The sequence below is a fragment of the Amycolatopsis sp. NPDC051128 genome, from assembly GCF_040682715.1.
Taxonomy (GTDB): Bacteria; Actinomycetota; Actinomycetes; order Mycobacteriales; family Pseudonocardiaceae; genus Amycolatopsis.
The window spans coordinates 65,561-85,671 of record NZ_JBFBBN010000014.1; the positions used below are offsets into that span (position 1 = coordinate 65,561).

19 protein-coding genes are annotated in these 20,111 nt (G+C 71.7%); 5 read left to right on the plus strand and 14 right to left on the minus strand.

Annotated features, from left to right (window positions below; translation table 11 throughout):
* The first annotated feature begins 51 nt into the window (after positions 1-51).
* Entirely contained in the window at positions 52-3,132 is a 3,081-nt protein-coding gene (locus AB0M82_RS17135; RefSeq protein WP_364722474.1) for an amidohydrolase family protein, read from the plus strand.
* 4 nt (positions 3,133-3,136) lie between these two features.
* Here the strand turns inward: AB0M82_RS17135 and AB0M82_RS17140 are convergent, their stop codons facing one another.
* Positions 3,137-4,576 (minus strand): GuaB1 family IMP dehydrogenase-related protein, encoded by a 1,440-nt coding sequence (locus AB0M82_RS17140; RefSeq protein WP_364722476.1) that lies wholly within the window; start codon positions 4,574-4,576, stop codon positions 3,137-3,139.
* A 43-nt stretch (positions 4,577-4,619) separates the two neighbouring features.
* Here AB0M82_RS17140 and AB0M82_RS17145 point away from each other — a divergent pair, with 43 nt between their 5' ends.
* Both AB0M82_RS17145 and AB0M82_RS17150 read left to right on the plus strand, forming a co-directional pair.
* Entirely contained in the window at positions 4,620-5,087 is a 468-nt protein-coding gene (locus tag AB0M82_RS17145; RefSeq protein ID WP_364722478.1) for a DUF309 domain-containing protein, read from the plus strand.
* Positions 5,081-5,593, plus strand: coding sequence for a hypothetical protein (locus AB0M82_RS17150; RefSeq protein ID WP_364722480.1), 513 nt, complete (start codon positions 5,081-5,083; stop codon positions 5,591-5,593). The genes AB0M82_RS17145 and AB0M82_RS17150 overlap by 7 nt, the downstream gene beginning before the upstream one ends.
* Here AB0M82_RS17150 and AB0M82_RS17155 read toward each other — a convergent pair.
* The 6 genes from AB0M82_RS17155 to AB0M82_RS17180 all read right to left on the minus strand — a co-directional run bounded on the left by AB0M82_RS17155 (position 5,590) and on the right by AB0M82_RS17180 (position 11,645).
* The gene (locus tag AB0M82_RS17155; RefSeq protein WP_364722482.1) at positions 5,590-6,213 is read right to left on the minus strand and encodes an MBL fold metallo-hydrolase; all 624 of its coding nucleotides are present in this window, start codon (positions 6,211-6,213) and stop codon (positions 5,590-5,592) included. The genes AB0M82_RS17150 and AB0M82_RS17155 overlap by 4 nt on opposite strands.
* Positions 6,214-6,239: 26 nt before the next feature.
* The gene (locus AB0M82_RS17160; RefSeq protein ID WP_364722483.1) at positions 6,240-6,875 is read right to left on the minus strand and encodes a Pr6Pr family membrane protein; all 636 of its coding nucleotides are present in this window, start codon (positions 6,873-6,875) and stop codon (positions 6,240-6,242) included.
* A 93-nt stretch (positions 6,876-6,968) separates the two neighbouring features.
* Positions 6,969-7,409 (minus strand): hypothetical protein, encoded by a 441-nt coding sequence (locus AB0M82_RS17165; protein ID WP_364722485.1) that lies wholly within the window; start codon positions 7,407-7,409, stop codon positions 6,969-6,971.
* A 206-nt stretch (positions 7,410-7,615) separates the two neighbouring features.
* The gene (locus AB0M82_RS17170) at positions 7,616-9,148 is read right to left on the minus strand and encodes an ATP-dependent DNA ligase (protein ID WP_364722487.1); all 1,533 of its coding nucleotides are present in this window, start codon (positions 9,146-9,148) and stop codon (positions 7,616-7,618) included.
* Positions 9,149-9,204: 56 nt separating this feature from the next.
* Entirely contained in the window at positions 9,205-10,065 is an 861-nt protein-coding gene (locus AB0M82_RS17175; protein ID WP_364722489.1) for a helix-turn-helix transcriptional regulator, read from the minus strand.
* A gap of 182 nt (positions 10,066-10,247) precedes the next feature.
* The gene (locus AB0M82_RS17180) at positions 10,248-11,645 is read right to left on the minus strand and encodes a class II fumarate hydratase (RefSeq protein ID WP_364722490.1); all 1,398 of its coding nucleotides are present in this window, start codon (positions 11,643-11,645) and stop codon (positions 10,248-10,250) included.
* Between the two features lie 122 nt (positions 11,646-11,767).
* Between AB0M82_RS17180 and AB0M82_RS17185 the strand changes: the two genes are divergently transcribed.
* Complete coding sequence (locus AB0M82_RS17185; protein WP_364722492.1) at positions 11,768-12,757, plus strand: NAD(P)/FAD-dependent oxidoreductase; 990 nt, start codon at positions 11,768-11,770, stop codon at positions 12,755-12,757.
* A gap of 9 nt (positions 12,758-12,766) precedes the next feature.
* Here the strand turns inward: AB0M82_RS17185 and glpX are convergent, their stop codons facing one another.
* The 5 genes from glpX to AB0M82_RS17210 all read right to left on the minus strand — a co-directional run bounded on the left by glpX (position 12,767) and on the right by AB0M82_RS17210 (position 16,555).
* Positions 12,767-13,819 carry a class II fructose-bisphosphatase gene (gene glpX, locus AB0M82_RS17190; protein WP_364722494.1) on the minus strand — a complete coding sequence of 351 codons (1,053 nt, stop codon included), beginning with the start codon at positions 13,817-13,819 and terminating at the stop codon, positions 12,767-12,769.
* Between the two features lie 82 nt (positions 13,820-13,901).
* Positions 13,902-14,132 (minus strand): exodeoxyribonuclease VII small subunit, encoded by a 231-nt coding sequence (locus tag AB0M82_RS17195; RefSeq protein ID WP_364722496.1) that lies wholly within the window; start codon positions 14,130-14,132, stop codon positions 13,902-13,904.
* The gene (locus tag AB0M82_RS17200; protein ID WP_364722498.1) at positions 14,125-14,556 is read right to left on the minus strand and encodes a hypothetical protein; all 432 of its coding nucleotides are present in this window, start codon (positions 14,554-14,556) and stop codon (positions 14,125-14,127) included. The genes AB0M82_RS17195 and AB0M82_RS17200 overlap by 8 nt, the downstream gene beginning before the upstream one ends.
* Positions 14,553-15,800 (minus strand): exodeoxyribonuclease VII large subunit, encoded by a 1,248-nt coding sequence (xseA, locus tag AB0M82_RS17205; RefSeq protein WP_364722500.1) that lies wholly within the window; start codon positions 15,798-15,800, stop codon positions 14,553-14,555. Before xseA ends, AB0M82_RS17200 begins: the two co-directional genes overlap by 4 nt.
* Positions 15,797-16,555 (minus strand): lipid droplet-associated protein, encoded by a 759-nt coding sequence (locus AB0M82_RS17210; protein WP_364722502.1) that lies wholly within the window; start codon positions 16,553-16,555, stop codon positions 15,797-15,799. Before AB0M82_RS17210 ends, xseA begins: the two co-directional genes overlap by 4 nt.
* Before the next feature lie 151 nt (positions 16,556-16,706).
* Here AB0M82_RS17210 and AB0M82_RS17215 point away from each other — a divergent pair, with 151 nt between their 5' ends.
* Positions 16,707-17,702: a 4-hydroxy-3-methylbut-2-enyl diphosphate reductase gene (locus AB0M82_RS17215; protein WP_364722504.1), complete on the plus strand. Its 996-nt coding sequence runs from the start codon at positions 16,707-16,709 to the stop codon at positions 17,700-17,702.
* Between the two features lie 192 nt (positions 17,703-17,894).
* On the opposite strand, the gene AB0M82_RS17220 is transcribed toward AB0M82_RS17215, so the two are convergent.
* The gene (locus AB0M82_RS17220) at positions 17,895-18,830 is read right to left on the minus strand and encodes a DUF6542 domain-containing protein (protein ID WP_364722506.1); all 936 of its coding nucleotides are present in this window, start codon (positions 18,828-18,830) and stop codon (positions 17,895-17,897) included.
* Positions 18,831-19,073: 243 nt separating this feature from the next.
* Positions 19,074-19,988, minus strand: a complete 915-nt coding sequence (locus tag AB0M82_RS17225) for a DNA recombination protein RmuC (protein ID WP_364722508.1) — start codon at positions 19,986-19,988, stop codon at positions 19,074-19,076.
* Between the last annotated feature and the right edge of the window lie 123 nt (positions 19,989-20,111).

Below are 20,111 nucleotides of genomic sequence, written 5' to 3' on the forward strand. Positions count from 1 at the left end.
AACCCGCTCGGCCGCTGGACGGCCGATCCGGGGCTGGGCATAGTTGGCCGAATGGCGCCGGAAAGCCTTTCCCGTCGTGAACTTCTCGTTCGTGGTGGCGTCGCCGCCGCGCTGGCCGTGGCCGGGCCGAGGGTCGCCGAGGCCGAACCGGACGCCCGGCCGGATGCCGGACAGGACGGCGTCGTGCTGCGGGAGGGCACGAACATGTCCGCCGCGCTGTCACCGGACGGCCGATGGATCGCGGTCGACCTGGTCACCGGGATCTGGGTGCTGCCCGCCACCGGCGGTCGCGCCCGGCGGCTCACCGACGACCTGCAGGACGCGACGCTCCCGAGCTGGTCGCCGGACGGCCGCCGGATCGCGTTCCAGTCCTACCGCGACGGCAACTTCCACCTGTACGTCATCGATGTCGCCGGCGGGCCGCCCCGCAAGCTCACCAGCGGGCGGTTCGACCACCGGGAACCCGTGTTCTCGCCGGACGGCGCCAAGATCGCCTTCAGCAGCGACCGGGACGGCAGCTATGGCATCCACCTGCTGGACATCGCCTCCGGAGCGATCAGCACCGTGGTGTCCACCACGGACGAAGAGGCGTCGCCGCGGTGGTCGGCCGACGGCACGAAGATCATCTTCACCGTGAACGACACCGCCATCGACGTCGTCACCCCGGCCACCGGCGCCCGCACGCGCCTGGTCACCGCGACCGGCGCCGACAAGCTCTACGGCCCCGCGTTCGGTCCCGGCGGACAGCCCAGCTATCTGCGGCTGCGTGGCGCGGAAGCGGACCTCATGCTCGGCGACGAGCAGCTGACCAAGGGCGAGGACGTCTTCGGCTTCGCCGCGAACTGGTCCGGGTCCGCCGTGCTCTACACCGCCGACGGGCACCTCCGGCGGCGCGAACAGTCCGGCGCGGTCAAGGACATTCCGTTCGAAGCGGGCGTGTCCACGGCACCGCGCGACTACCGGAGGCGGGTCCGTGACCTGGACTCGGCCGCGCCGAAGCCCGTCCGGGGCATCGCCGGTCCGGTGGTGTCCCGGGACGGCAAGCGGATCGCGTTCCGGGCCCTCAACGCGATCTACGTCGTCGCGGCCGGCGGTGGCCGGCCACAGCGGCTGATCGGCGACGGCTACTTCAACTCCGACCCGGACTTCCACCCGGACGGGACGAAGCTGCTCTACACGAGCGACCGGCTCGGCACCGCCGACCTGTGGCTGCGTGACCTCGGCACCGGCCAGGACACCGTCCTCACCCAGCTGGCGGGCGCCCAGGTCGCGCCGCGGTGGTCGCCGGACGGCGGCCGGGTGGCCTACGCCGACCAGGACGGCGCCACGTGGATCCACGACGTGGCCACGGCCCAGGCCCAGCAGGTGACGTCGCCGCTGTTCATGCCGGGCCGGCCCACCTGGTCGCCCGACGGGTCGGTCCTCGCGCTGGCCGCGGTCAAGCCGTACTCGCGGCGGTACCGCGAGGGCACGAGCCAGATCCTCACGGTCGACCTGAAGACCCACGAACTCCGCTACGCCGAGCCGATGCCGTTCCGTTCGCTCGCCACCCGCGGCGACGACGGGCCCCTGTGGTCACCCGACGGCCGGTATCTCGCGTTCACGGTCGAGAGCGTGGCGTGGATCGCCCCGGTCGACGGCACCGGACGGCTGATCGGCGAGCCGCGGCAGGTCACCCACGACGTCACCGACTCACTGGCCTGGCAGGGAAACGACACGCTCGTGTACCTGTCGAAGGGGCAGCTCAAGGCGCAGAAGATCACCGGCGGCGAGCCGCGCACGATCCGGCTCGACTTCACGTGGGCCCGGCCGCGCCCGCCGCGCCCGACCGTCATCCACGTCGGCGCGGCGTGGGACGGCGTCGCGCGGACGCTGCGGCGGGACGTCGACATCGTCGTCGACGGCGGCCGGATCGCCGACGTCCGGCCGCATCGGGACGCACCGGGCACCGTCGACGCGCACGAGCTGACCGCCATGCCCGGGCTCGTCGACATCCACAACCACTGGCACCTGCGCGGCAGGCAGTGGGGCGACCGGCAGGGCAGGCTGTGGCTGTCCTACGGCATCACCACGACCCGCTCGCCCGGTGACCCGGTGTACCAGATGCTGGAGACGCGCGAAGCGCTGGAGTCCGGAAACCGGGTCGGGCCAAGGTACTTCGGCACCGGGGAAGCCATCGACGGCTCCCGGATCTACTACAACTTCATGCGGCCGACACTGTCGCCCGAGCAGCTGAACCTGGAGCTGTCCCGCGCGGTCGAGCTGGAGTACGACATGATCAAGACGTACGTCCGGCTTCCCGTGGCCTACCAGCAGGCAGTGGTCCGGGCCGCGCACCTGGCGGGCATCCCGCTGTCGTCGCACTACCTGTACCCGGCCGCGAACGTCGGCATGGACGCGATGGAACACACCGGCGCCACCAACCGGCTCGGGTACTCGCACACCGTCAGCCGGACCGGCCGGTCGTACCAGGACGCGATCGCGTTGTTCACCCGGTCGGGGATGTCGATCACACCGACGTTGTTCACCTCCCGGGCGTTGTACGCGGACGACAAGTCGCTCGTGACCGACGAGCGCACCGAGGTCCTCTTCCCGCCGTGGGAATACCAGCAGCTCAAGACCACAGCGGACACCGCCGGCAGCCCGGAGAACGCGTACCTTCGCCAGACCCTCGCCGGGAACGTCGACATGCTGCTGCGGATCCACCGGGCGGGCGGGTTCGTGGTCACCGGCACGGACTCCCCGTTGGACAACGTGGCCGTCTCCGTCCACCAGAACCTGCGGGCCATGGTCGCGTTCGGGTTCACGCCGTACGAAGCGCTCACCACCGCCACCCGCAATCCGGCGCGGTGGCTGGGGCTCCAGGACCGGATCGGGGTGCTCAAGCCAGGCGCGTACGCCGATCTGTCGCTTGTCAGCGGCAACCCGTTGCAGGACGTCAAGGCGGCCGCGAACGTCCGCACCGTGCTGGTCGGCGGGGTGCTGCGTACGGTCGGCGAGTTGCTGGCGCCGTACCGGAGCCAGCCGGGGCAACGGGCGGCCACCGAAGTGGCGCCCGCTGCCCGATCGGCGGAGAAGCAGCACTGGTGGCATGTTCCGGAGTGGTCGGAACACGTGTGCTGCGCGGGCTGAGCGTTTACCAGCCCGAAGGAAGCGGACGGCCCTCGGCGAAGCCCGCCGCCGACTGGACGCCCAGCAAAGCCCGCTCGTGGAACTCTTCGAGCGTGCGCGCGCCCGTGTAGGTGCACGAGGACCGGACGCCGGAGCCGATCGAGTCCAGCAGGTCCTCCACACCGGGCCGGGCCGGGTCGAGGGACATGCGCGACGTCGAGATGCCCTCTTCGAACAGCGCCTTCCGCGCCCGGTCGAAGCCGTTGTCCGTGCGCGTCCGTGCGCCGACCGCGCGCTTCGACGCCATGCCGAACGACTCCTTGTAGGGCAGGCCATGCTCGTCGAACCGCAGGTCACCGGGGGATTCGTAGGTGCCGGCGAACCACGAGCCGACCATCGCGGCGGACGCGCCGGCGGCCAGCGCCAGCGCGACGTCGCGCGGGTGACGGATCCCGCCGTCGGCCCAGACGTGCTTGCCCAGCTCGCGGGCGGCGGCCGCGCAGTCGGCGACCGCGGAGAACTGCGGGCGCCCCACCCCGGTCATCATCCGGGTCGTGCACATCGCGCCCGGCCCGACGCCGACCTTGACGACGTCGGCGCCCGCCTGGATCAGGTCGCGCGTGCCCTCGGCGGTGACCACGTTCCCGGCGACCACCGGGACCCGCGGCGACACCGACCGGACGGCCTTCAGCGCGGCGATCATCTTCTCCTGGTGCCCGTGCGCGGTGTCGACGACGAGGACGTCGACACCGGAGCCGAGCACGGCTTCGGCCTTCGCCGCGACGTCGCCGTTGACGCCGATCGCGACGGCGACGCGCAGGCGGCCGGCGTCGTCGACGGCCGGGGTGTAGATGTCCGCGCGCAGCGCCCCGACGGCGGTCAGGACGCCCGCGAGCCGGCCTTCGGCGTCCAGGCCCAGCGCCAGCTGCGCGCCGTGGCCGTGCAGCCGCTCGAAGACCTCGCGCGGCGGCGTCGTCAGCGGGACCGCGACGCTCGCGGGCTGCGCGACGTCGGCGAGGCGCGCGAAGCGGTCGACGCCCGCACAAGCCGCTTCGTCGACGACGCCGACCGGGCGGCCTTCGCCGTCGACGACCACGACGGCGCCGTGAGCGCGCTTGTGGACCAGGTTGAGCGCGTCGGCGACCGCGTCGCCGCCGGTGAGCACCAACGGCGTGTCCCACACCGTGTGGCGGCTCTTCACCCAGCCGACGATCTCGGCGACGGCGGCGCTGTCGACATCTTGGGGCAGCACCACCAGGCCGCCGCGCCGGGCGACCGTCTCGGCCATCCGGCGGCCGGCGACCGCGGTCATGTTCGCGACCACGATCGGGATCGTCGCGCCGGTGCCGTCCGCGGTGGACAGGTCGACGTCGAAGCGGGACTCCACGTCCGAACGGTTCGGCAACAGGAACACGTCGTCGTAGGTCAGGTCGTGGGCAGGCCGGTGGCCGTCGAGGAAACGCACGAGTCCCCAGACTACCTGCCGGGCTCATGGCAGGATCGGGGGCATGAACCGCCGCGACCGGGACGCCGAGGGACGGGCACGCAACGCACGGCCGCGCGACGGTCTCGGCCGGCCGCTGCCGTACGACGCGGACGGGGTCGAGCGCCAGCCCGAAGGCATCGAGCGCACCCCGGCGCAAACGCTTGCGGAGGCCCAGCGGCTGCTCGACGACGGCAAGCCGTTCCACGCGCACGAGGTGTTCGAGGACGCGTGGAAGACCACCGACGGCCCCGACCGCGAACTCTGGCGCGGCCTCGCGCAGCTCGCCGTCGGGCTGACGCACGCGGCACGCGGCAACAACGTCGGCGCGGTGTCGCTGCTGGAGCGCGGCGCGGCGAACATCGAGCCGTTCCGGAGTGAGCCGCCGCATGGCATCGACGTCGCCGGCCTGCAGACGTGGGCGCGGAACCTCGCCGACGAGGCGAAGCAGCGGGTCCGCGTGTCGCCGACGACGCCGCGGCTGACGTGCTGACGGCGCTCGGTGCCGCGGTCATCGCGGCCGTCGCCTCGCTGGCCGGCGTGACACTGGGGGCGCTGGTCGAGCCGCTGAAGCTCAACGCGGCACGGCGGGCGAAACTGCGGCAGGACCGCGCAGACCGGTGCGCTGGGTTGATCGAGGCCGCCGTCCGGGCTCGGCAGCACAACATCGACCTCAACGTCATTCACCGCAGGCGCGAAGCCGGCGAACTCACCGACGCGGACGATGAGCGCACCGCCGGGTACGAGGATTCCTACTATGTCGCTCGCGCGCAGATGCGGTCGTTCTTCGGCTTGCTCGTGATGAGCGGCCCCGACGAACTGGTCGAACAGGCCCGCACTGTCCGGCAGCGGGACCTGGACCTGCACGTCGTGCGGCTCGAGGTCGAGGACGGCGAGTTCGACCGGATGAACCTGCCGCCCGTGGTGCGGAAGGCGGCCGGAGCGGTGGACCGGGCGATCGAGGAGTTCGCCCTCATCGCCCGGAAGCACACGTCCTAAGGCTGGTCCCAGCCGCTCGCCCCGGTCTTCTCCGCGCCGATCGTGCTGCCTTCGCCGTGGCCGGTGTGCACCTTCGTCGTGTCCGGCAGCGTGAACAGTTTCTCGCGAATGGACTTCACGATGGTCGGATAGTCCGAATAGGACCGTCCGGTGGCGCCGGGTCCGCCGTGGAACAGGGTGTCGCCGGTGAACAGCACGCCGAGTTCTTCGGCGTACAGGCAGACCGCGCCCGGCGCGTGCCCCGGCGTGTGGATGACGCGGAGCCCGGTGCCGGCGACGGTGATCGTCTGGCCGTCGGCCAGCTCGCCGTCCGGCGCGCGGTCCGGGTGCGTGAGGTCCCAGACGACCCGGTCGTCGGGGTGCAGCAGGATCGGCGCGCCGGTCGCGGCGGCGAGCTCCGGCGCGGCGTTGACGTGGTCGTTGTGCGCGTGGGTGCAGACGATCGCGGCCACCTTCCGGTCGCCGACGACGTTTTCGATCGCCTTCGCGTCGTGAGCCGCGTCGATCACGATCACTTCCGCGTCGTCGCCGACGATCCAGACGTTGTTGTCGACGTCCCAGCTGCCTCCGTCGAGCCGGAAGACACCGGAGGTCACGAGGTTCTGCACGATCGCCGTCATGCGCCCGACCCTAACGGTCGCACCGGCTAGGCGGGTGCCGGCCGGGCGAACCGGCGGTCGAGCAGGAGCGCGCCCGTGGCGAGGGCGGTGAAGAACAGGCCGATGACGACGCAGTTGAGCGTCACGGAGCCGTAGCCGAGCGCGCCCGCGTCGACGAACGGGTACGGGTAGAAGCCGGTGAGCGCCCCGCGCGGCAGTGTGAAGGCGAGCCAGGTCAGCGGGTAGAGCAGCGACCACCACACGGTGCGCCAGGCCAGGGCGCCCCGCGGGCCGGCGATGAGCCAGCCGAGCACGAACAGGATCGGCGTCACCTTGTGCAGCATCGTGTCGGCGAACAGCGGGAGCCCGTGCAGGTCGTGCAGGCCGGCGAGCGCGACCTGGTAGACGATGCCGGTCACGATGATGCCGACCAGCGCGTCGAGCCAGAGCACGCGGAACAGCCCGCCGCGGGCGACGCCGAGTGCCACCAGCACCGACGTCACGATGACCAGCAGGTTCGAGTCGATCGTGAAGAAGCAGAACAGGTTCGCGACCCGGCCCGCGACGGTCGGGAAGCGGCCGCCCGCGTCGCCCACGGCGACGATCACCTGCGTGACCAGGCCGGTCAACGTGACCAGCGCGGTGACCGCGAACCAGGCGCGGGTGAGCTTCGTACCCTGCATCGGCCGAGAATACCGGCGGGTAACCGCGCACTCGCGCCCGCTCTCCCGCGGGCCGGGGCTGCCCAGGGTGCGAGGACAGCCCCGAGCACGGCGCTACGCCGCGGTGAGGCTGTCCCGGAGCGCGGTGAACGCCTCGTACTCCGCCTTCTGCTCGACCGGCAGCTGGTAGGCGGCGGCCAAGAGCTTCGTCACGGAGGGGATGATGCTGAGCCGGAAGGTCTGGCCATCGGTCGTCTTGATCACGAACCGGCCCTGGAGGTCGCGTTTCTTCACCGAAGCCCGGTTGGCGTCGGTGATCGTCAGCGGCGTGCCCGCCGTGACGGTGCCGTTCTTCTCCTCGAGCGGGACGACGACGAGGTCGGTCCGTCCTGGCTTGAAGCCCACGGCGAAGTTGCTGACGGTGGTGGTGCGGAAGACGAGGTAGTTCTTCTGTTTGATTTCCGCGGCGTACACCTTCGTGTAGCTCGCCCCATCGGCGACGACCGAATCGAAAGCCGCGTGGATGGCCGCTTTCATCTGTTCCTTGCTGACCACTGCTTGCTCCTCCATGACCGCTCAAGAAGTGAGCGGGGACCTTTGTGAAGGAGCGAACTTTAGGGGAGCTTCGCCGTCGGCCGTGGCGGGAAAATTCTCGCCAACTTCCGCGAGAAGCGGCGGCCGGCGAGCCGGACCGCGTCGGCTGTCCACCACTTTGGTCAGCGAGGGCCACGGGCACCACCGACTTTCGTCTGTCCTTTCGATCAGCTCCCTTCCGAGCGGTCGCCGTGGAGCAGGCCGCGGACCGTGTCGATCGTGTCGGCGTCCGCCGGGTCCTTGTCGGGGCGGTAGCGGACCACCCGGGCGAACCGCAGCGCCAGGCCGCCCGGGTAGCGGGTGCTCACCTGGGCGCTGTCCAGCTCGATCTCCACCACGACCTCGGGGCGGACATACACCGTCCAGTCGTCGCGGTGGGTCTCGATCTCCTGGAACGTCGTCGTCTGCCAGGCGAGCAGCTCGTCGGTCATGCCCTTGAAGGTCTTGCCCACCATGATCGGCGGCCCGCCGTCCGGGTCGCGGGCGCCGAGGTGCAGGTTCGACAGCGTGCCGGTGCGCCGGCCGTGACCCCACTCCGCCGCCAGCACCACCAGGTCGATCGTGTGCACCGGCTTGACCTTCAGCCAGGCCCGCCCGCGCCGCCCGGCCGCGTACGGCGACGCCAGGTCCTTGACCATCACCCCTTCGTGCCCGGCCTCCATCGCCGCCTCCAGCACCGCGTCCGCCCGCGCGGTGCCGACCTCGCCGGGGATCACGTGCGCCCCGGCGACCTCGCGCAGCGCCGCGTTGCGCTCGGACAGCGGCGCGTCCAGGAGGTCGACGCCGTCGAGGTGCAGGCAGTCGAAGAAGTACGGCCGCAGCAGCAGCGCCTTCACCTGCTCCTCGCGGGTGCTGCCGAACCGGCTCATCGTGTCCTGGAACGGCCGCGGCCGCCCGGCGTCGGTCAGGGCGAGGGTCTCGCCGTCGAGCACCACCGACTCGCACGGCAGCGCCCGCACGAGGTCGACCAGCTCCCGCACGCTGCCGGTGATCTCGCGCAGCGTGCGCGTCCAGACGTGCACCTCGTCGCCCTGGCGGTGCACCTGGATCCGCGCGCCGTCCATCTTGTACTCGACGATCGCCTCCGCGTGCTCGGCGACGGCTTCGTCCAGCGATTCCGCCGGCGACGCCAGCATCGGCCGGATGGGCGTGCCGAGCGTGAGCCGGAACTCCGCCAGCGCGGCCGGCCCGCCGGTCAGCGCCGCGACCCCGGTGACGCCCAGCTTCCCGGACAGCATGAAGGCCCGCCGCACGTCCTCGGCCGGCACCTCGGCCGCCGCCGCGATGGCGTCGACCATCACGCCTTCCAGCGCGCCCTGCCGTAGCTCGCCGGTGACCAGCCGGAACAGGAACTCCTGCTCGGCCTTGGTGAGCCGGGCGAACAGCGTGCGCAGCACCTCCTGGCGCCGCGTGTTCGACCCGGTGCCCGCCGCCACGCCCGCGGCCGCGGCCAGCGCCGCGTCCACCTCAGTCACCGTGACCACCGGCTCCGAAGCGGGCGACGCGCCGAGCCCGGCCAGGGTGCGCCAGCCCGCACCCAGCCTGTCCTGCGCCGTCTGCCCGGTCAGGTACGCGATCACCGCGGGCAGCTCGGCGATCTCCGCCGCGCGCAGCACCGCGGCCAGGACGGCGATCTTCGCCTTCCTGGACCTGGTCGCCGCCAGTTCGGCGGACGCGCGGACCAACTCGCTCAGCAACACCCGGACATCATGACCCCGACCACCGACAATTTCAGAACGTCCGCCGGTGCCCGCGGCTACGGGCGCGAGTTCACCGGCCGCTCGCCGGCGGGCGCCTCGGCGATCCAGCTGGCCAGCAGGCCGAGCGCGCGCTCGCTCTCCGACCCGGGTTCGGCGTGGTAGAGCACCATGCCCTGGTCGGGGTCGTCGGGCAGGCGCAGCGTCTGGTAGCGCAGCCGCAGCTCGCCGACCACGGGGTTGCGCAGCACCTTCCACCCCTGCGCCTTCTCCCGCACGACGTGCTCGGCCCACAGCTTCCGGAACACCGCGCTGCCCAGTGAGAGTTCGCCGATCAGCTGGGCGAACCGCGGGTCGCCGGGATGCCGGCCGCTCTCCGCGCGCAGGTTCGCGACGACCTCGCGGGACACCGCGTCCCACTCCGGGTACAGCTCCTTCGCGCTTTCGTGGAGGAAGAACAGCTTCGCGATGTTGCGCTCTTCCACGTCGCCGAAGCCGAAGCCGAAGGAGACGGCGCCGCCGAGGGCGTTCCAGGCCAGCACGTCCAGGTAGCGGCCGAAGACGAACGCCGGCGTCTGGACGGCGTCCAGCAGCGACTGGAGCTCGGGGCGAACCCCCCGCGGCGCGTGCTTCTCACGGCGCTTCGGCGCGGCGAGGTTGCGCAAGTAGGACGTTTCGCCGTCGTTGAGCCGCAGTGCACGGGCCAGCGCTTCGAGGACCGCGTCCGAGACGTTCTTCGCCCGTCCCTGCTCCAGCCGCGTGTAGTAGTCGACGCTGATCCCGGACAGCTGCGCCAGTTCCTCGCGGCGCAGGCCCTTGACCCGCCGCTGCGTGATGCCGGGCGGCAGGCCCAGGTCAGCGGGGTCCAGGGCGGCTCGGCGCGCCTTCAGGAAGGCGCCCAGCTCGGCTGCGTCGCTCATGCGTCCAGTATCCACGGCCCGCGGCGCCCCGCCTGGTACTGCCGGACCCAGGCTGAGCGGGACCTGAACGCGGCGGAGAAGGACTACACCCCGCGGGCGTTGGCCGACAAGCGCCTGCGCCGGCGGTAGCCGGTCCCGAAGCGCCACTTTCCCTATGAAAGATGCATCACCTCACGGGGATTTCACTTGCCGCCGCGGGCCATGCGGAGGACGTCGAGCGCTTCGTCGAGCTGGGCTTCCGTCAGCCTTCCGTCACGAACGTGGCCGCGTTCGATGACGACCTCGCGGATCGTCTTCAGCTCCTTCAGAGCCTGTTTCGCGACGGCGGCGGCCTCTTCGTAGCCGATGTACTTGTTCAGCGGTGTCACGATCGACGGCGAACCTTCGGCGTAGGTGCGCGTGCGCTCGGTGTTCACGGTGACGCCGTCGAACACCTTGTCCGCCAGCAGCCGGGACACCGCCGCGAGCAGGCGCGCCGATTCGAGGACGTTCCGGGCGATCACCGGCAGGTTGACGTTCAGCTGGAAGTTGCCGGCGGCACCGGCGAAGGCGACCGCCGCGTCGTTGCCGATCACCTGCGCGACCACCTGCAGCGTCGCCTCCGGGATCACCGGGTTCACCTTGCCCGGCATGATCGACGAGCCCGGCTGCAGGTCCGGCAGCGCCAGCTCGGCCAGCCCGGTGCGCGGGCCGGACCCCAGCCAGCGCAGGTCGTTGGCGATCTTGTTGAACGACACGGCGATCGTGCGCAGGTGCCCGGACGTCTCGACGACGCTGTCCTGCGTCGCCTGCGCCTCGAAGTGGTCGCGCGCCTCGGTCAGCGGCAGCCCGGTGACCGTGGCGAGCTCGACCGCGACGGCCTCGCCGAAGCCGTCCGGCGCGTTGAGGCCCGACCCGACGGCCGTGCCGCCGATCGGCAGCTCGCCCAGCCGCGGCAGGCCCGACTTCAGCCGTTCGACGCCGAAGCGGACCTGCGACGCCCACGCGCCGGCCTCCTGGCCGAGCGTGATCGGCACCGCGTCCATCAGGTGCGTGCGGCCGGACTTCACGACGTCGGCCCATTCGGCGGCCCGGACCTCGATCGCGCCGGCGAGGTACTCGAGCGCCGGGATGACGTCCTTGAGCACGGCTTCGGTCGCGGCGACGTGGATCGTCGTCGGGAAGGTGTCGTTCGACGACTGCGAGGCGTTGACGTGGTCGTTCGGGTGGACGTCACGCCCGAGCGCCCGCGAAGCCAGTGTCGCGATGACCTCGTTGGCGTTCATGTTCGACGACGTCCCCGAGCCGGTCTGGAACACGTCGATCGGGAAGTGCGCGTCGTGGGCGCCCTCGGCGACTTCGTCGGCGGCCGCGGCGATGGCGTTCGCGACGTCGGCGTCGAGCACGCCCAGCTTGAGGTTCACCCGCGCGGCGGCGGCCTTGAGCAGGCCGAGCGCGCGGATCTGGGCGCGCTCCAGGCCCCGGCCGGAGATGGGGAAGTTCTCGACGGCCCGCTGGGTCTGCGCGCGGTAGAGCGCGTCGGCCGGCACGCGGACCTCGCCCATCGTGTCGTGTTCGATCCGGTATTCCTGATCAGCCATGACACCGATTCTGGACCTGTTCCGGAGCCATCGCGTGGTGGCGTCGCCCACCCTCGCCGGTCCGCGACGCTAGGATCGGCTGTGTTCTCGATCACCGCCATCCACCACTGGCTGGAGCGAGCATGACTGAAGTTCCTGGGGACGCCTACGACCTCGTGATCATCGGCGCGGGTCCGACCGGCTTGTTCGCCGCCTACTACGCCGGGTTCCGCGGCCTCTCGATGGCCGTCGTCGACTCGCTGCCCGAGCCCGGCGGCCAGGTGACCGCGATGTACCCCGAAAAGATGATCTACGACGTCGGCGGGTTCGCCGAGATCCGCGGCCGCGACCTCGTCGAGGGTCTGGTGCGGCAGGCCGCGCCGTGGCAGCCGAAGTACCTCTTGGGGCGCAAGGCCGAGAAGCTCGAAAGCGTCGGGGACAAGGTCGAGCTGACCCTCGACGGCGGCGAGACGCTGCGGGCCGGAGCGGTGCTGATCACCGCGGGCATCGGCGAGTTCACCCCGCGCCCGCTGCCGGCCGGCGACGGCTGGCTCGGCCGCGGCATGGTCCACTTCGTCCCGTCGCTGCAGGCGCACGCGGGGCAGCACGTCGTGGTCGTCGGCGGGGGCGACTCGGCGTTCGACTGGATCCTCGCGCTGCGCCCGGTCGCCGCGAGCGTGACGCTCGTGCACCGCCGGGCGAAGTTCCGCGCCGCCGAGTCGATCGTCCGGCAGGTGCGCGAGCTCGGCGTCCGGATCATCACCGACGCCGAGGTCACCCGGTTCGTCGAAGCCGCCGACGGGATGCTCGAAGCCGTCGACGTCTCGATCAAGGGCAGCGGCGACGAGCGGCTCCCGGCCAACGCCGTCGTGGCGGCGCTCGGGTTCACCGCCGACCTCGGCCCGATCGAGAGCTGGGGGCTGGAGATCGACCACCGCGCGATCGCCGTCGACTCGACGATGGCCACGGCACGGGAACGCGTCTACGCCGCGGGCGACGTCGCCGCGTACCCGGGGAAGGTCAAGCTGATCGCGACCGGCTTCGGCGAGGCCGCGACGGCGGTCAACAACATCGCCGTCGCGCTCGACCCGGACGCCCACCTGTTCCCGGGCCACTCGAGCAACGCCGAGTAGGTCAGGCGCCTAGGGCAGCGGGGGCACGACGTCGTCGGCGGGCACGTCCAGGTGGCCGTCGAAGTTGACCGAGGAGTACGCCCGCAGTTTGTTCAGCCGGTGGTAGCCGTCGATCATCCTGACGGTCCCGGACTTGGAGCGCATCACGATGGACTGCGTCGTCGCGCCGCCCTCGCGGTAGTGGACGCCGCGCAGCAGGTCGCCGTCGGTGACGCCGGTGGCGCAGAAGAAGACGTTGTCGCCGCGCACGAGGTCGTCGTTCAGCAGGACGCGGTCGAGGTCGTGGCCGGCGGCGATGGCCTTCTCGCGCTCGGCGTCGTCCTTCGGCCACAGCCGGCCCTGCAGCTCGCCGCCGAGGCACTTCATCGCGCAGGCCGCGATGATGCCCTCCGGCGTCCCGCCGATGCCGATCAGCATGTCGACGCCGGTGGTCGGGCGGGCCGCGGCGATCGCGCCCGCGACGTCGCCGTCGGAGATGAACCGGATCCGCGCGCCGGCGTCGCGGATCTCCTTGATGATCTTCTCGTGGCGCGGGCGGTCCAGGACGCACACGGTGACGTCGCCGACGCTGCTGTTCTTCGCCTTGGCGACGCGCCGGATGTTCTCCGCGATCGGCGCGCCGAGCTCCACCTTGCCCGCCGCCTCCGGCCCGACGGCCAGCTTCTCCATGTAGAACACCGCGGACGGGTCGAACATGGCGCCGCGTTCGGCGACCGCGAGCACCGCGAGCGCGTTCGGCATGCCCTTGGCCATCAGCGTGGTGCCGTCGACCGGGTCGACCGCGACGTCGCAGTCCGGCCCGTCGCCGTTGCCGACCTCTTCGCCGTTGAACAGCATGGGCGCTTCGTCCTTCTCGCCCTCGCCGATCACGACGACCCCGCGCATCGACACCGTCGACACCAACTGGCGCATCGCGTCGACGGCCGCGCCGTCACCGCCGATCTTGTCGCCGCGGCCGACCCAGCGGCCGGCCGCCATCGCGGCGGCCTCGGTCACCCGGACCAGCTCCATCGCGAGGTTGCGGTCGGGCGCTTCACGACGACTCTCTGCGGCGGACATCATTGCCTCCCGGATCGTGGAACTGGCGGGTAGACAGTCTGTCAGATACCCCCGGCGTTTCCAGATACCGTCAGCATGGCCTACCTCACTGCGAGGAGTCGGCTTCGCCGTCTTCGACCGAGGCGAGTGCGGCCTCGATCCGCTCGCGCGCGCCCTCCAGATGGCGCTCGCAGACCTTCGCGAGCTTCTCGCCCTTCTCCCACAACGCGAGGGACTGCTCCAGGGACAGCCCGCCCGCTTCGAGCTCGCGGACGACCTCGACGAGGCGGTCCCGGGCCTGCTCGTAGCCGAGTTCCTCGCTGGCTGCTTCACTCACGCTGGACGTTCTCCGACCTTCCGGGCTGGCCTGTTCGCGGGGTTCGCGGGGTCGCGCTGTTGGCGCACACTACCGCGCTCGCCATCGCGTGGTCGTACCCGACGAACGCCAGCGCGAACTCCTGGCCGTCACCGTCCGCGATCGCCTCTTCGAGGTTCTCCTGCGCGCCGGCCACCCGGCGGCGGTGCCCCGCGCCCTCGGCGAACCACCAGCGCGAGCCGACCTGCGTCGACGTCGCCTCGGACAGCCGTCGCAGCTGCGGCGCCAGATCACGGCGGGCCGCCGAGCCGCAGCCCGCGAGCAGCGCCGTCCAGCACTCGGCGGCGGCCCGGTCGGTCCGCACCGCCTGGGCCAGCAGCGGCCGCGCACCCAGGCGCAGGGCCGCGTCCACGGTCAGCGGGAGGAACGTCGCTTCGAGCGTCACCCCTGCTCTCCTTCCGCCACCGCGCCGATCGCGCCGTCACCCACGCGCACGCGCAGCTGGGCACCGGCCTCGACTTCGGAGACGGAGCGGAGTACCTGGAGGTTGCCTTCGGAATCGATGAACTGCACGACCGCGTAACCGCGGGCCAGCGTCGCGGCCGGGCCCAGCGCGGTGAGCCGGGCCCGCGCGCTCGCGATCTCGGCCTGGTCCTTGGCGAGCAGGGTGAGCATGGCGCGGCGCGCGCGTTCGCGGTGGACGTCGACGTCGTCCTGGCGGCGCTGGACCGGGCCGAGGGGATCGGCCAGCGACGGACGGCTGCGCAGCTGGTTCAGCAGCCGCGTCTGGGTGTCGACCCAGCCGTGCAGGGCGCGGCGCCCGCGGTCGCGCATCTGCCGGACCCGCTCGGTCTCCTCGCGCAGGTCCGGGACGATCCGCTTGCCGGCGTCGGTCGGCGTCGAGCAGCGCAGGTCGGCGACGTGGTCGAGCAGCGGGGTGTCGGGCTCGTGTCCGATCGCGCTGACCACCGGCGTGCCGGCGGCCGACACCGCGCGGCAGAGTGCCTCGTCGGAGAACGGCAGCAGGTCCTCGACGCTGCCGCCGCCGCGGGCGATCACGATGACGTCGATCTCGGGATCGCCGTCGAGGATCCGCAGCGCGCGCATGACCTGCGGCACCGCCTGTGAGCCCTGGACGGCGGTGTTGATCACCTTGAACCGGACGTGCGGCCAGCGCGTCTGGGCGTTGACCAGCACGTCCCGCTCGGCCGCCGACGCGCGGCCGGTGATCAGCCCGACCCCCTGCGGCAGGAACGGGATCGGCCGCTTGCGCTGCGGCGAGAAGAGGCCTTCGGCGGCCAGCAGCTTCCGCAGGCGTTCGATCCGGGCCAGCAGCTCGCCGACGCCGACGGCGCGGATCTGGTCGGCGCGCAGGCTGATCGTGCCGCGGCCGAAGAAGAACGACGGCTTCGCGTGCACCACGACGCTCGCGCCTTCGCGCAGCGGCGGCTCCATCTCGCGGATCAGCCAGTTCGGGCAGGTCACCGACATCGACACGTCCGCCGACGGGTCCCGCAGGGTCAGGAACGCGGTCTGCGTGTTCGGCCGGACGTTGACCTGGGTGACCTGGCCTTCGACCCAGACGGTGCCGAGCCGGTGGATCCAGTCGCCGATCTTGCGCGCGACCGTGCGAACCGGCCACGGGTTTTCCGCGGTGCTCGCGGTGGCTTGCGCGGACTCGGTGCTCACGGGCCTTCCGTGCCGTTTTCCTTGGCTTGTTCGGCCTTGCGCGCGTTGGCGATCCGGCGCGTCAGCATCCCGGTGAAGGACGAGCGGTCGGCGTGGGCGCGCTCGTATTCGAGGATCGTCTCGAGCTGTTCTATCGAGAGCTGGCGCAGCCGGGCCCGCAGCTGCGGAAGGGTGAGCTGGTCGTAGCCGGTCAGCCCGGCGGGTCCGCCGTATCCGCCGGCGCTGGTCCGGGGGGCTTCGCTCTTGGCCTTGCCGGCCTTGGGCGTCCCCGGCTTCGGGGTGCTGGGCGGGGCGTTCTTGGTCTCGGCCTTGGTCTCGGTCTCGGCCTCGGCGGAGTCGAACTCGCCGTCGGCGTGGTTCTCGGCGAGCGCGCGTTCTTCTTCGGCCCACGGGTCGCCCAGTTCCTCCTCGAGTTCGGAGAGTGACCCAGGGTGACCGTTCAGTTCCGTGCGCGGCTCCGGCACTTCGGCTATCGGCGCGAAGTTCGGCCGCCTGGGCGGGACGTCCGGCTCGATGTCTTCGTCGAAGGTCGCCCAGCTCGGCGTGTCCTCGACCGGGCGCAGGCTCGAGAGGGCGTTGTCGCCCTTGATCGCCAGCTCGGTGACGTGCTGCTGCACCCGCATGGAGGCCTGCAGCACCTGGCTGACCACGGTCACCGGGAGGCCGGCGAGCTGCCGGGGAAGCTCACGAACCCGCTCGGCGGTGGAGACGGCGAGGCCCGCGGCGACCCGGAGGGGGAGCGGGAATGGCTTCATGCGTCCAGCCTGCCGCATATCCGCCATCCTGCCCAACCGAACGGGTGGGTTCGCGCGCGTTGCGTGACCTCGCGCACAGCCCGGTAGCGGGATGAAGGTCACCCGAAAGGGACTGCGAGGGCACCGCGAGCCTGCCCGTACCCTGGGTGTCATGAGTTCAGCGAGTCCCGGAATCGAGCCCGCGGGTACCCCCACGATCACCGGAACCGCCTCCGGCAAGCGGGTGCTGCTCGCCAAACCCCGTGGTTACTGCGCCGGCGTCGACCGCGCGGTGATCGCCGTCGAGAAGGCCCTCGAGGTCTACGGCGCCCCGGTGTACGTCCGCAAGGAGATCGTGCACAACCGGCACGTGGTCGACACGCTGCGCGAGCGCGGCGCGATCTTCGTCGACGAGACGTCCGAGGTGCCCGAGGGCGCGCTCGTGGTGTTCTCCGCCCACGGCGTCTCGCCGATGGTGCACGCGGAGGCCGCCGACCGGAACCTGCGCACGATCGACGCGACCTGCCCCTTGGTGACGAAGGTGCACAAAGAGGTCAACCGCTTCGCAAACGACGACTACGACATCCTGCTGATCGGCCACGAAGGCCACGAAGAGGTCGAGGGCACCGCCGGTGAGGCGCCGGACAAGGTGCAGCTGGTCGACAAGGCCGAGGACGTCGACAAGGTCGAGGTGCGCGACCCGTCGAAGGTGATCTGGCTGTCCCAGACGACGCTGTCGGTCGACGAGACGATGGAGCGCGTCGACCAGCTCCGCGAGCGCTTCCCGGCGCTGGCCGACCCGCCGAGCGACGACATTTGCTACGCGACGACGAACCGCCAGGTCGCGGTCAAGGCGATGGCCGCCGAGTGCGACCTGGTGCTGGTGGTCGGGTCGACGAACTCGTCCAACTCGAAGCGCCTGGTCGAGGTGGCGCTGAAGGCGGGGGCCCGGTCGTCGTACCTGGTCGACTTCGCGCACGAGGTCGACGAAGCGTGGCTCGAAGGCGTGACGACGGTCGGGGTGACCAGCGGCGCGTCGGTGCCGGACGAGCTGGTGATGGAGCTGCTCGGCTGGCTGGCCGAGCGCGGCTACGGCGACGTCGACGAGGTCACGACGGCGAACGAGAAGATCACCTTCGCGCCGCCGAAGGAGCTTCGCAAGGTCTGAGTCTGCTTGCCGGTTTCGGCGGCGGGTCGCTTGGCGCGGCTCGCCGCCGAACTGCGTCACGGCCCGTCTCGCACCGAGATGCCCCCTCAATCACGCGAGATGCCTTTTCGCTCACGTGAGATTCGCCGCAGTCGCTTTCGGCACATGAGAAACGGCGGTCACCTCCGCGAGGTGACCGCCGTTTCAGCGTTCTCAGCGCTCTTCGTCGTCCCAGGGACGGCTCCGGCGCGGCGGGGCCCCCCGCTCGCCGGACGGGCGGCGGGGCGGCGGCGCGTCACGGCCGTCTTCCGCGGGCGGGCGCGGACGCCGCCGCGGCGCGTCACCGCGCGGCTCGCGCCGGCGCGGGTCGCCCTCGTCCGGACGCGGCGTCCGGCGGTTCGCGGGCGGAGGCTTGCGAGTACCGCGGGTCCCGGGGTCACGTTCGGCGGGGGCGCGCGGTGTGCGGCGTTCGCCGTCGGCGGGCGGGCGAGGGCGCCGTGGCGGTTCGCCATCCCGGCCGCGCCGGGCACCTGGAGGCAGCGGCGTCTGGCCGGAGCGACCCGAACCCGGCGGCCGCGGACGACCACCCGCCGGCGTCGCCGCAGCTCGGGACGACGGCTTTTCGTCGTCCTCGTCCGCTCGGCGGCGGTCGGCCTTGGCGCCGTCGCCGTCCTTGGCCTTCTTCGGGGCGTCCGGGTCGCGTTCGCGGAAGATCCGGACCACCCCGATCAGCAGCGTGATGCCGGTGGTGATCGCCATCGTCGGGAAGAGGTTGATCAGCGGGGTGCCGATGTCGAATGCCTTCGACAGCATGTCGTCGCCCTGCGACCCCGAGGTCAGCAGGATGACGCCGGGCACGGTCACGGCCAGCACCAGCGGCGGCATCACCATCGGCCCGAACAGGCCGCGGCGGCGCACCGCGCAGACCGCGATCACGGCCCCGGCGATGTAGCAGGCCGTGAAGATCAGCGGGATGTTGTCCTTGCTCGGCTTGCCCAAGAAGGCGCCCACTACCGCCAGGCCGAGGCCGACCAGGACTGCCGCCCACCATGGCAGTCCGCGCCTCGAACCGACGACAGGACGCTCATCCCACGGCACGGGGACGTCGTCGGCATCTGGATCGCTCTGGCGATCGCGAATCGCGGTCACAGCGCAACACCGTATCTCGTGGTTGTGAAGATCTTGCTAGCACCGCCTCCGACGTGGGGCTACAGCCACCCGGTGGGGGGCATCCGGTGGCCCGGGAGGGTGATCGGTGACCGGGGTGACAGCTCCGTGTGCCGAGCCCTTTCGGCTTCGTGGGGCGGGGTCGGAGCAGGTGGAGCTCGCGCTGGAGTCTTCACGCCCAGGCCGAGAAGGGCGGCTGGGACCGCGAACCTCGGACGCACGACGCTAGCTCGCTGCCAGCTCGTCCCCCTTTCGGACGGTCGGGACCGGCGCCGGGCTGCCCGCCGCGTCGGTCAGCGGGGCCACCGTCGACCGGAACGTCTCCAGGGCTTCCAGCTCCCGCCGCCGGGCCGACAGGAACCGCTGGAGGTGCGTGCTGGACAGGTTGAGCGCGTCGACCGCGCCGCCCGCCGCCCGGTGGGCGGCCGCCGCGCCCGCGCGGACCTGCTCCACGTCCGCCTCCAGCGTGCGGTCGCTCGCCGCGAACAGGGCCGCCGAGGCCAGCACCCCGAACCCGGTCGGCCCGCACAGGAACACCCGCCGGTCGATGAGCCAGCGCAGCAGCTCCGGATCGGTGTCCATCGCCGCGACCACGGCGGCGTCGGACGGGACGAACATGATCGTGCCGTAGATCGCGTCCGCCCAGCGCTGGTAGCCCTTGCCTGCCAGATCGGCGGCCCGGGACCGGATCTGCCGGACGTGCGCGCGCAACGCGTCGATCCGCTCGTTCGGGTCGTCGGTCTCCACCGCCTCGGACCAGGTGGCCATGCTCGCCTTGGCGTCGACCGGCACCGTGCGCCCGCCGCCCACGCGCAGCACCATGTCCGGCTTCGCCGCGCCGCCGCCCGCCAAGTCGGTCTGCAGGGTGAAGTGCAGGTCCTCGCGCAGGCCGAGGGCACGGGCCGTCTCGACCAGCACCTGCTCGCCCAGCTCGCCGCGCCCGCTGATCGAGGCGAACGCGACCTCGTAGCGGCGCAGCGCGAGCTGCTGCTGGTCCGCCTTGGCCCGCTCGGCCGCCACCAGCCGGGCCGCCGCGTCCGCCCGGCGCATCCCGTCGTTGTACAGCCGCCACAGCACCGCGACGGCGAACAGCAGCAGGACCGCGAGCACGATCGCCGCGGTGGTCAGCACTGTCGCCACTTCGCCTCCTCCCTCCGGGCCGCCTGTCCCGGACCGCGCAGACATCATGGCGGACCCCACCGACAAAACTCGCACCCGACCCGTCGCTCTGGGTAGCTGACCTGCGAACAAAGGAATTCCGCG